Raw genomic sequence first — 11,800 nt, 5'->3', positions numbered from 1 at the left:
TTTTACGCCTTTCTTTATTAAGGCAATTGCCTTTTTTCGATACGAACTTCTAATCGTATCATCAACTGTCCTAAAATCTTCTTTTTCCATAGGACAAATATACAACTTTTTTATGAATATATTACCGCTAGGTTAATATAACTTTAAATTTACCTTTATCAACAGTTAAATCACAAATTCAAAGAGCAAGAAAATTAATTGCAAAGGGCTTTATGGATTGTTGTGGTTTCACTTTAAATGAAGAAGGAGTTTTAAAAGGAGAATTAAAAGAAAAAATAGACTGTAATATATGCAAGTGATTTACAACAAAGATTTAACATAACGTCTGTGAATTTTTTTAAGAAGAATTAATTCTCTACGAAGCATTCGAACGAAATCTTTTCCTTGTATTCTAGCACTCTCTAAATTCAAACAATCTTGGTATAATCCATCAATAAAATATCGAAGTGATTTTGCGTATTTTAATTTTAAACTAGGATTTTCCTCACTCTCTGTCTCCACTATTTTTGGAACTAAGCCTAATGCATTCATTACTAATCTATCAGCATATTGATCGCTCTTTTTAACAGAATTATACATTGCTAACATCGTTTTGTCATTTGTAATATAAGAGGCTATACGACGAGACAAATTGAAAACATCCAACGATTTTTGGTAAATAACTAACTGATTTATATGTTGTTCTGAGTAACTTGACATTATTATTTTGTTGATATACAAAATTAATCGGTAATTCATCAATTTATATTTAATATTTAAAGTAATTATGTTAATTTAGTTTAATTAATGCTATTTTTACATATCAATACCTTATATTATGAATATAGATCCCATCAATTGGAAAATACTAGAATGCTTGCAAAAAAATGCTCGACAGTCAAACACCGCCATTTCCCGTGTGGTTGGTATATCATCTCCTGCAGTTGCAGAACGAATCCGAAAAATGGAGGATGTAGGTATTATTGAGGGTTACAAAGCTAAAATTTCGCCATTTGAAACTGGCCATCAACTAAAAGCAATCATAACTTTGCGTGTTTTTATGGGAAGATTAAAGCCTTTCTTTGAAAAGGTAAAAGAATATAATGAAGTTATTAACTGTTACAGAATTACTGGTAACGAAAATATTATTTTGGAGGTTGTGCTAAAAAACCAAAAACATTTAGAACAATTTATAGATCAGCTAATAAATTATGGTGAAACAAAAACGCATATTGTTTTATCTCAAGTAGTTGATAATAACTCCATTGTAAAAAAGTAAATGATTCAAAGTCAAAAAATTGAGCCATTTACTAAATTAACGCGTTATGTGTAATTGTTTATTTTTAATTTGGAACATTTATTTGATTTCCTAAAAACAGCGCGTTTAAAAACAATCTATTAGTTCCATACCAGGCTCCTCTAAAATTTGGATTATCGGCAAATAGAATCACACATCCTTTTCCTAATTTACTTACAATTAATGATGCTGAAGGTTTTAAATAATCTTCTAAGTTTTTAGGAGAAATATATCCGTCAATATGTGGGTCTTTTGTATACTTAGCTATCGTTGAATATGCATTTTTACTTGGAGCCAAAAATACTTCATTGTTTTTATATACTGGAAGTTTTGACGAACGGTAACCAAACCCTAGTGGATGTGTTATATCTAACGCAACTTCAAAAATAGCTCCGCCAATCCTTTCTCTTCCTATATTTTCAGATGCATCAACAAAAGGCAAACGAATTACCTCTTTTAATTTACTGGTATCTTTTTGTTTTTTTGTTAAACTTTCTTTTACTAATTTTTTATCAATAGCCCATTTAGAAGCTTCAGCTATTGTAATTAAAGTATTCCCTTTGGACACCCATTCTTTAATGTTTTTTATTTGAATGGAATCTAATTGTTGATAATTTCCAGAAACTAATACCAGTGTATTGTATTTTTCTAAAGGAACATTTCTAAAGTTTTGAATTGGCAACTTGGTAATTGGCATTTGCATTCTTGTATCTAATAAATGCCAAACTTCACCTGCTTCACTTGGGCTAACACCATCTCCAATAATCATTAATGCTTTTGGTTTTGTTAAAACATTAAAATTATTACTTCCTAAATCAATTCCTTTTTCACTAAATCCAGATGAAACAGCATAAATTGGTACCTGAAATTTTTCTTGTGCTTCTTTTAATATTTTAAATACTTCATCACTTTTCTTTTTCTGATTAACAACCGGAATTAACATACTTCCGTAGTTGAAATTTTTACTGCCATTTGTAGTTTTTATAGTAAAAGGTTTAAATGCAGCAGCTGCCTTAATTCCTTTAGACTGCAAATAGTATAGTGCAGCAGGAGCGTTATAATCGTCCCAGTTTAAAATATATGCATAGTTACTTTGAAGTATCGTTTCTACGTTTACAATATTATTTTTTGAATTAACTTCTTCCCCTAAATTATAAGATTTTAATCCTTTAAAACTCATATTATAAAAATTTGCCAAACTCCAGGCAGAAGCATCATAAAATACACTATCTCTATATTTGTTATAAGTTTCAAACATAGATTGCACCATTCTTTTTTGAGGTTGCTTAACAGGAACTCCGTAGTTTTCTCCTTTTTTATAAACTTTTATTTTATGAATCAGCAACTTATCAATAAAAGCCTTTGTTCTGTTTTTATCATATTCATCTCCAAATTCATATGCAACTACACTGTTTTTAGAAGGTTGAGCAATTGCTGATTTAAAGAAATCTTGTTGGTATTTTCTAAGAATTATTTTATTTTCAACTGCTGCTTTTATGGTGGCTATACTTGATAAATATTGATTTCTAATGGTAAAAGAAAATGTTATTTTACCATACTCAGTATCTTGAATATGACCTCTTGAACTTCCTTGCTCAAAAAGCAAGGCTAAACCACCTTGTAAATCAGGATATGAAGAACCATAGCCTGGGTAGGTTCCATCAAAAGCTTCTTTGGTAAAGTATAAAGAACCAATTTCATCTAAAGCATTTGAAAAATAAGGTGCAAAAATAGTATTTAGGTTCTCATAATTTTCTTTTGGCATGATTGGATCCAAGGATCCGATATCTTTCATCGGCTCAAAAAAGTAACTGCTGTTGGTTCCCATTTCGTGAAAATCAGTCACCACATTTGGGTACCATTGATGGTACCATTTTAATTTCCCTTGACTTTCAGGATTTACTGCTAAAAACCAATCTCTGTTAAGATCAAACCAATAATGATTTGTTCTTCCTCTTGGCCAACTTTCATTATGCTCGGCATCGTTTGAATCAGAAACTAACGGATTTGCTTTATATTGATTTGCCCACTGCGTATGCCTATCTCTTCCATCTGGATTGATGGTTGGATCAATAAAAATCACAGCATTTTTTAGATAATTTAGTACTTCTGGGCTATTTGAAGCAACCAATGTATATGCTATTAACATTGCAGCCTCAGAGCTTGACGGTTCATTACCATGTACACCATAACCCAATTGGACAAATATTGGCACTTCATCATAATTTTTGGCGGAACTATTTTCACTTGAAAATGCTAAATGTTGTTGTTTTATTATTTCTAAATTATTTAGGTTTTCAGGATTAGAAACCGTTAGCATCACTAATTTTCGATTTTCATGAGTTTTCCCATAAACTTCTATAGTTGCTCTGTCTGATACCTCAGCTAACTTTATAAAATAAGCGACAATTAAATCGTGCCTAGTGTGTTCTTCTCCAATTGGATAACCTAAAAATTCTTCTGGTGAAGGAATTGCAGCATTAAAAGGTGCTTTGTTTTTAAAAAAATAATCTTGGGCTGTTAGTGTTGAAAAAGAAAGTAAACTTATTAAAAAAATAAAAAAATGCTGCTTAAATAGTTTCATTTGAAAAGTTTAAAAGTTGATAGCTAAAAATAGGAAATAAAAGTTATATTGTTGGTAACAATAATTTCTAAGTAAAAAATTAAATTTTACCTTTTATACACCATACTTTATCAACTAGCTTTTTAACCTTCCATTTCAATGATTGATAATGCTAACCGAATCTTAAAATATTCAATTTCACCATTAAAATGGTCGAAATACGGCTTTAAAGCAGGTGGATTTTCTAGCGCTGATTTCGCTTTCCGAACCTTATCAATTTCATCTTTAGTTACAAATTTATAAATGTCAATATCTTTTCCATCAGTATATAATTTCGCCAAATGGGAAAATATGGTAGTCGATTTTAAATTGCGTTTTTCAGCAATTTCATCTATTGAAAAACCATCATTATAGAATTCATAAGTAACTAAATGAGTGTCTTCCTTTTTGGTTTTTTTAATTTTATTACCCATAAACGAAACTATTTCAGCAATAAATTCATCACCATAAACCTCTAATTTACGTTGTCCAACGCCACTTATTTCTAATAAATCAGCTTCACACATTGGTCGTGCTTTTTCCATTTCCTTTAATGTTGCATCGCTAAAAACCAAATAGGCAGGAATATTTTCTTCTAAAGAGATTTTGTGACGCAATTTTCGTAAACGTTCAAATAATGAATCTTTTTTGGCGTTGGTAACTTTCTTTTCTTTTTGAATAGTCACTTGTTCTTGATAATCAACTGGTGTTGTTAAATATACCTTTTCATTTTCAAACAATACTTTTTTTGAAAAGTCTGTTAAACGCAATGCATTATTTTTATGAAATGCAATCTCACAATACCCTTGATTTATTAACTGAATAAGATATTGTTGCCAATCTCGCCAAGATATATCATGACCAATTCCATGGGATTTCAATGTATCGTACCCTTTATCTAAAATTGTTGCATTGTGTGCTCCTCTTAACACATCAATTACAGTACCGGTAGCTTCTGTTCCATTTAATCTTGAAATTACTGAAAGTGCTTTTTGAGCAATAATAGTTCCGTTAAAAAATTGTGGTGGATTTTTACACACATCACAGTTTCCACAATTTGTAGCCAATAATTCTCCAAAATAACTCAACAAAATTTTTCTTCGGCAAGTTGTAGCTTCAGAAAATTGTTTCATGCGTTCTAACTTGGCAATTTGAACATCTTCATTACTTGCACCACTTGCAAATTTTCGCAGCTGAATCACATCTGAATAACTATGAAATAAAATAGCATTTGCTTTTAAATCATCTCTTCCACAACGCCCAATTTCCTGATAATATCCTTCAATATTTTTAGGCATATTGTAATGAATTACCCAACGAACATTCGATTTATCTATTCCCATACCAAAGGCAATGGTTGCACAAATAACCTGTACTTTATCGTAAATAAAATTTTCCTGAGTTTTGGTACGCTCCAAAAAGTTTAACCCTGCGTGGTATGATTTAGCATTAATTCCGTTTTGCTTTAATTTAGCTGCTAATTGCTCGGTAGATTTCCGACTTAAACAATAAATTATGCCGGCTTCATTCGGTTTTTTATTGATGAATTTAATAATTTGAGAAATCCTGTCATTAGCTGGACGGACCTCTAGTTCAATGTTTTTTCGATCGAATGAAGATAGAAATTGAGTTGCTTTTGGGATATTTAATTGCTCTAAAATATCTTTTCTGGTAGCTTTGTCGGCTGTAGCGGTTAATGCAATTATGGGTGTATTTGGCAGCTGCTGTTTTAAGAATCCCAGTTGTTGATAAGACGGACGAAAATCGTGCCCCCAAGAAGAAATACAATGTGCCTCATCAATGGCAATACAACTAATAAATTCTTCTGTTAAGATATCTGCTAATAACCCTAAACTTTCAGGAGCAACATATAATAATTTAATTTCTTTATTTGCTACTTTATCAAAAATGGCGCCACGCTCAAAATTTTCCTGACTACTATTAAAAAAATCGGCAGCAATTCCGTTGGCGTTCAACCCATCAACCTGATCTTTCATTAAGGCAATTAACGGTGAAATTACCAATGTTAATCCATCAAAAAGTAAGGCTGGTAATTGAAAACAGATCGATTTTCCACCACCTGTTGGCATAATTACTAAATTATCCTTTTTAGAAAGAACTGATTCTATAATTATTTGTTGCTGATCTTTAAAACTGTCGTACCCAAAATATTTTTTTAAGTTTGGAAGTAATTTATCTTGGATTTCTTTTAATAGCATTTTTATTGTTAATTTAATCCTCTCTACAAAAGTAAGATTATTAAAAAGAACAATCTTTAACATTTTAAATCAAAAAAAATCCGGTTTTTACCGGACTCTTTCAATATAAATTTTAGTTAGTAATTATTTTTTATAAGCATCAGAATGCACATTTGCCACTGCTCTACCAGATGGGTCGTTCATGTTTTTAAATGCTTCATCCCATTCTAACGCAATTTTTGTACTACACGCTACAGAGGCTTCTTGCGGAACACTCCAAGCAGCAGCATCAGAAGGAAAATGTTCTGTAAAAATAGAACGATAATAAAATTCTTCCTTATTGGTTGGTGTTTGAATTGGAAATTTATAATTAGCGTTTTTCAATTGGTCATCTGTAACTTCTTTGGCAACAATTTCCTTCAAAGTATCAATCCAACTATAACCAACACCATCAGAAAACTGTTCTTTTTGCCTCCAAGCTATACTTGCAGGTAAATAACTTTCGAACGCTTTACGAAGCACCCATTTTTCCATACGTTCACCATTTATCATTTTATCTTGTGGGTTAATTCTCATAGCCACATCCATAAATTCTTTATCTAAAAACGGCACACGACCTTCAATTCCCCACGCAGCTAAACTTTTGTTTGCTCTTAAACAATCGTACATGTGCAATTTGCTTAACTTACGAACAGTTTCTTCATGAAATTCTTTCGCATTTGGCGCTTTATGAAAATACAAATAACCTCCAAACAACTCATCGGCTCCTTCACCAGAAAGCACCATTTTAATTCCCATCGACTTAATAACTCTTGCCATTAAATACATTGGCGTAGAAGCTCTAATGGTAGTTATATCATATGTTTCTAGGTTATAAATTACATCTCTAATAGCGTCTAACCCTTCTTGAATAGTAAATTTAATCTCGTGGTGAACCGTACCAATATGATTTGCAGCCAATTTTGCTGCTGCCAAATCTGGTGAACCTTCTAAACCTACAGAAAATGAATGTAGTTGTGGCCACCAAGCCCCTTCTGTATCATCAGATTCTATTCTTTTTGCTGCATATTTTTTAGCAATTGCTGAAGTTATTGAAGAATCTAAACCACCAGACAACAACACTCCATAAGGAACGTCAGACATTAATTGACGATGAACTGCAGCTTCTAACGCATCATGAATTTTGTCAATACTTGTTTGGTTATCTTTTACAGCATCGTAGTCCATCCAATCTCTACTGTACCATTTGGTTAACACACCATCTTTGCTATGTAAAAAATGTCCTGGAGGAAATAATTCAATTTTTGTACAAACACCTTCCAATGCTTTTAATTCTGAAGCAACATAAAACGTTCCGTTTTGATCCCAACCCATATATAACGGAATAATTCCCATGTGATCTCGTGCTATAAAATATTCGTCTTTTTCAACATCATATATTGCAAAACCAAAAATACCATTCATTTCATCAATAAAACTTGTTCCTTTTTCTTTATACAATGCCAAAATAACTTCACAATCAGATTCTGTTTGGAAGTTGTATTTTCCTATAAATTGCTTACGTAATTCTCTATGATTATAAATTTCTCCATTAGCCGCTAACACTAAATTTTTATCTTCACTAAATAACGGCTGTTTTCCAGAAGCTGGATCCACAATTGCTAAACGCTCATGAGCTAAAATTGCTTTTTCGTCATGATAAATTCCACTCCAATCTGGACCTCGATGACGTACTTTTTTAGACATTTCTAATACTTGAGGTCGTAATACCTCAGCTTTTTCTTTTAATTCAAACGCACATACTATTCCGCACATAACTTTTATTTATCTTATTGTTAATATTTATAATGCAAATGTGACTTAATAGTATCTATTTACAAACATAACTTCTATTATTGATTACAATTATAAACTAAATAATTAATTTTAATTGTTATTTGTAACTTTTAATGTAAATAATTGATTGAAAAAATTAAAAATTGAATTAATTCTTGCTAAAAAACTATCCAAAAGCAATTACACTATGCCAATCTGTAAAATTTTGTATTAATAATTTAATAAATTTTGGCTTAATTAGTTCTGCTACAATTATATTTCATAAAAAAAATGAAAATTATTCATATATTTCCATCAAATTTTAAGACATGAAATATCTATATTATTTGCCTTTATTAGTTTCATTTTTTTTAACTTCTTGTTTAGAAAATAGCTCTACCAAAGTTGCCTTAAACCAAGGCGTAAACACTTCTTTTAAATTAAAAGTTGAAACTGTTGTAGACAAATTAAGCCAACCCTGGGGAATGGTTTTTTTACCAGATGGCGCTATGTTAATTACAGAAAAAAAAGGTGAATTAATTCATTATAAAAATGGAATTAAAAAAGTTATAGAAGGTTTGCCAAAAATTTATGTTAGTGGTCAAGGTGGTTTGTTAGATGTTGAATTGGACCCAAATTACACCAAAAATGGCTGGATTTATTTCTCCTATTCTTCTGATTTGGAAAATGATGGTAAAGGAGGCAACACCACTATTTCTAGAGCAAAATTAACAAACAATAAATTGGTGAATTTAGAGGTGCTATACAAAGCAACCCCAAATACTAAAGGACCCGTTCATTTTGGTTCTCGCATTGAATTTGATAAAAATGGTCTATTGTACTTCTCCATTGGTGATAGAGGAAATCATAATGAAAACCCTCAAGATATAACCAAAGATGGTGGTAAAATTTACAGAATTAATACCAATGGATCAATCCCTAGTACAAATCCATTTAATAACACCAAAGGTGCAAAAAAAGCAATTTATTCTTATGGACACAGAAATACCCAAGGAATGGCAATTCATCCAAAAACTGGAGAGATTTGGACCCATGAACACGGCCCAAAAGGCGGTGACGAAATAAATATTATTAAAGCAGGAAAAAATTACGGCTGGCCAAAAGCATCATTTGGTGTTAATTACGATGGTACAACTATAACTGAAAAAACTGCTATTGTTGGTATGGAAAATCCGTTTCATTATTGGACACCTTCCATAGCGCCAAGTGGCATGGCATTTGTAACGAGCACTAAATATCCTAATTGGAATGGTAATTTATTAGTAGGGTCTTTAAAATTTCAATATTTAAATAGAATGGTACTTGAAAAAAACAAAGTAGTTAAAGAAGAAAAATTAATTGAAGGTTTAGGAAGAGTACGCGATGTAAAACAAGGTCCAGATGGTTATATCTATGTTGCCATTGAATCTGTAGGAATTGTACGAATTGTACCCGTAAATTAATTTCAATCTTTATAAAAGTAACCTTTATTAACATGAAAAATCTAATTATTTCTTCATTTTTCATGTTATTAGCAACAGATATTGTGGCACAAACCATCTTTGGAAAAATTATTGATTTGGACAATGGAATTGAAATTACTAATGTTCAGATTCTAAATTCTAAAAATGAAATTATTTCATCTTCAGATGAATACGGACTTTTCACTTTACCAAAAACAGGATTTTACATATTTAATAAAACAGGTTTTTATCCCGCCAAAGTTACCATTACAAACCTTAATTTTATAATTTTAACATTAAAATCTATTCCACAAGATTTAAATGAAATTCAAATTATTTCTAATAATTTTAAAAGTAATTTAAATAAAATACCTACTTCAATAGCTGTAATTTCAAACCACGAGTTTCTAAATAACAATGTTCACATTAGTCCAATACTTAATAAAGTTTCTGGGGTATTTATGCAAAATGGAACTTATACAACTAACAAAATTATAATTCGTGGCATTGGATCTCGTAATTTATTTGGAACAAGCAAAATAAAAGCTTATTTCGAAGATATTCCATTAACCAACGGTTCTGGAGAATCTACTATTGAAGATATTGAACTAAGTGCAATTGGGAGAATTGAAATTATTAAAGGGCCTTCTTCAAGTATGTACGGCTCTGGATTGGGTGGTACTATTCATCTAATTCCAAACAAAGGTACAATAGGCAATACCATTTTAAAATCTGGCATATCGTTTGGTTCTTTTGGGTTGCAAAAATATATGATACAAACAATTATTGGAAGCGAAAAAACATCAGCATCAATGGTGTATTCAAATACACAAAGCACTGGTTATAGGGCAAATAACAATACCAGCAAACAATCATTTACAATTGCCTCTAATTTTAATATAGACCACAAAAATGAACTTACATTTATAGGTAATTATATTGATCTCAAAGCATTTATTCCAAGTTCTATTGATCTTAATAATTTTTATAATAACCCTAAAATGGCTGCAATTAATTGGAGTGAGGCTAAAGGATTTGAAGATTATACAAAAGGGTTATTTGGTGTTTCTTGGAAACATAATTATAATTCAAACACCAAACACTCTACTAATCTGTTTTATTCGTTTCTTGATTCTTATGAAGCTAGACCTTTCAATATTTTAAAAGACAAAACAACTGCATTTGGAATAAGAACTAAACTAACTACCAAAGCAAAATTATTTAAAAATCAAGTAGAATGGATTGTTGGGGGCGAATTATTTAATGATATTAAAAAATACAAAACATTAGCAAATTTATACAGATCTTTCCCACCAGAAACAGGAAGTGTTGAGGGGAACTTATTAAGTGATTTTAAAGAAAATAGAACTTATTTCAACTTATTTTTTGATTCAAAGTATCAATTATCCGATAAAACACAACTCAATTTTGGAATAAATCTGAACCAAACCTCATATATATTAAAAGATAATTTTAATGCATATCCCATTGATTTTTCAGGTAAATTTAATTTTAAAGCAATACTTTCTCCAACCTTTGGAATCACCTATCAAGTAGTAAAAAATTCAATGATTTACGGAAGCGTTGGTCACGGATTTTCAAGTCCTACGTTAGAAGAAATATTATTACCCGATAACACATTAAATTCAACAATAAAACCTGAAAAAGGTTGGAATTTTGAAATTGGAAGTAGAGGTAGACTATTAAATAACAAACTTACTTTTGAAATTGCCGTTTTTAAAATGAATATAAAAAACCTACTTGTGGCAAAACGAATAAGCGAAGACCAATTTGTTGGTGTTAACGCCGGTGAAACACATTATAAAGGATTGGAATTGGGGCTACATTATAACTTGTTAAAGAACGAAAATGCGAAAATTGAATTGAGCAATATTTTAAGTTTTAACAATTTCAAATTCAAAGAATTTATGGATTACGACACCAATCATTCTGGAAATAAATTGCCAGGAATCCCAAATTTAACACAAAATTCAACTATTACTGCTGTATTAAAATCTGGCCTTTATGGTAAAATAGAGTACAATTATGTGGGTAAAATACCTATGAGAGACGACAATTCTATTTTTTCAAAAAAATACCAACTTGTAAATTCTGGAATTGGGTTTAAAACTTTAGAATCAAAAAAATTAACATTAGATATTTTTATAGGAATTAACAACCTTTTTAATGAAAAACATGCCTCAATGTTACTTATAAATGCAAGTAGTTTTGGCACAGCACTTCCAAGATATTATTATCCTGGAAAATCTTTAAACCATTTTTCAAGTATAAATTTGAAATATAATTTACCCGTTGTGCATTTATAAAAACAGGAATAAAAGTTGTTCATTGACTATATAAAGTCGTATATTTATTTGTATATCAAGCAATTAAATATATGAACAACTTTAAATCAAATTACGACAAAATTTTAGAAATATTAAAA

The 11,800-nt window shown here is 30.5% G+C and carries 7 protein-coding genes; 3 read left to right on the top strand and 4 right to left on the bottom strand.

Annotation, left to right across the window (positions count from 1 at the left end; all coding sequences use genetic code 11):
• Positions 1 to 300: 300 nt before the first annotated feature.
• Positions 301 to 699, bottom strand: coding sequence for a hypothetical protein (locus Q8S45_RS02785; protein ID WP_305601034.1), 399 nt, complete (start codon positions 697 to 699; stop codon positions 301 to 303).
• A 118-nt stretch (positions 700 to 817) separates the two neighbouring features.
• On the opposite strand from Q8S45_RS02785, the gene Q8S45_RS02780 reads away from it, so the two are divergent.
• Positions 818 to 1,258 (top strand): Lrp/AsnC family transcriptional regulator, encoded by a 441-nt coding sequence (locus Q8S45_RS02780; protein WP_305601032.1) that lies wholly within the window; start codon positions 818 to 820, stop codon positions 1,256 to 1,258.
• Positions 1,259 to 1,322: 64 nt separating this feature from the next.
• Here Q8S45_RS02780 and Q8S45_RS02775 read toward each other — a convergent pair whose 3' ends face one another.
• The 3 genes from Q8S45_RS02775 to asnB all read right to left on the bottom strand — a co-directional run bounded on the left by Q8S45_RS02775 (position 1,323) and on the right by asnB (position 7,891).
• Positions 1,323 to 3,860, bottom strand: coding sequence for a M14 family metallopeptidase (locus Q8S45_RS02775; RefSeq protein ID WP_305601030.1), 2,538 nt, complete (start codon positions 3,858 to 3,860; stop codon positions 1,323 to 1,325).
• 122 nt (positions 3,861 to 3,982) lie between these two features.
• The gene (gene recQ, locus Q8S45_RS02770; RefSeq protein WP_305601028.1) at positions 3,983 to 6,097 is read right to left on the bottom strand and encodes a DNA helicase RecQ; all 2,115 of its coding nucleotides are present in this window, start codon (positions 6,095 to 6,097) and stop codon (positions 3,983 to 3,985) included.
• Between the two features lie 123 nt (positions 6,098 to 6,220).
• Positions 6,221 to 7,891, bottom strand: a complete 1,671-nt coding sequence (gene asnB, locus Q8S45_RS02765; RefSeq protein WP_305601026.1) for an asparagine synthase B — start codon at positions 7,889 to 7,891, stop codon at positions 6,221 to 6,223.
• A gap of 329 nt (positions 7,892 to 8,220) precedes the next feature.
• Between asnB and Q8S45_RS02760 the strand changes: the two genes are divergently transcribed.
• Both Q8S45_RS02760 and Q8S45_RS02755 read left to right on the top strand, forming a co-directional pair.
• Entirely contained in the window at positions 8,221 to 9,354 is a 1,134-nt protein-coding gene (locus Q8S45_RS02760; protein WP_305601025.1) for a PQQ-dependent sugar dehydrogenase, read from the top strand.
• Between the two features lie 32 nt (positions 9,355 to 9,386).
• The gene (locus Q8S45_RS02755; RefSeq protein ID WP_305601023.1) at positions 9,387 to 11,681 is read left to right on the top strand and encodes a TonB-dependent receptor; all 2,295 of its coding nucleotides are present in this window, start codon (positions 9,387 to 9,389) and stop codon (positions 11,679 to 11,681) included.
• The last annotated feature ends 119 nt before the right edge of the window (positions 11,682 to 11,800 follow it).

This window comes from Lutibacter sp., assembly GCF_030692605.1.
Taxonomy (GTDB): domain Bacteria; phylum Bacteroidota; class Bacteroidia; order Flavobacteriales; family Flavobacteriaceae; genus Lutibacter.
This window is presented reverse-complemented; position numbering and strand designations above follow the sequence as displayed.

Excerpts from the sequence above, each read along its gene's own strand:
- Q8S45_RS02785 (WP_305601034.1), bottom strand. The coding sequence starts at position 699 with ATGTCAAGTTACTCAGAACAACATATAAATCAGTTAGTTATTTACCAA.
- Q8S45_RS02780 (WP_305601032.1), top strand. The coding sequence starts at position 818 with ATGAATATAGATCCCATCAATTGGAAAATACTAGAATGCTTGCAAAAA.
- Q8S45_RS02775 (WP_305601030.1), bottom strand. The coding sequence starts at position 3,860 with ATGAAACTATTTAAGCAGCATTTTTTTATTTTTTTAATAAGTTTACTT.
- recQ (WP_305601028.1), bottom strand. The coding sequence starts at position 6,097 with ATGCTATTAAAAGAAATCCAAGATAAATTACTTCCAAACTTAAAAAAA.
- asnB (WP_305601026.1), bottom strand. The coding sequence starts at position 7,891 with ATGTGCGGAATAGTATGTGCGTTTGAATTAAAAGAAAAAGCTGAGGTA.
- Q8S45_RS02760 (WP_305601025.1), top strand. The coding sequence starts at position 8,221 with ATGAAATATCTATATTATTTGCCTTTATTAGTTTCATTTTTTTTAACT.
- Q8S45_RS02755 (WP_305601023.1), top strand. The coding sequence starts at position 9,387 with ATGAAAAATCTAATTATTTCTTCATTTTTCATGTTATTAGCAACAGAT.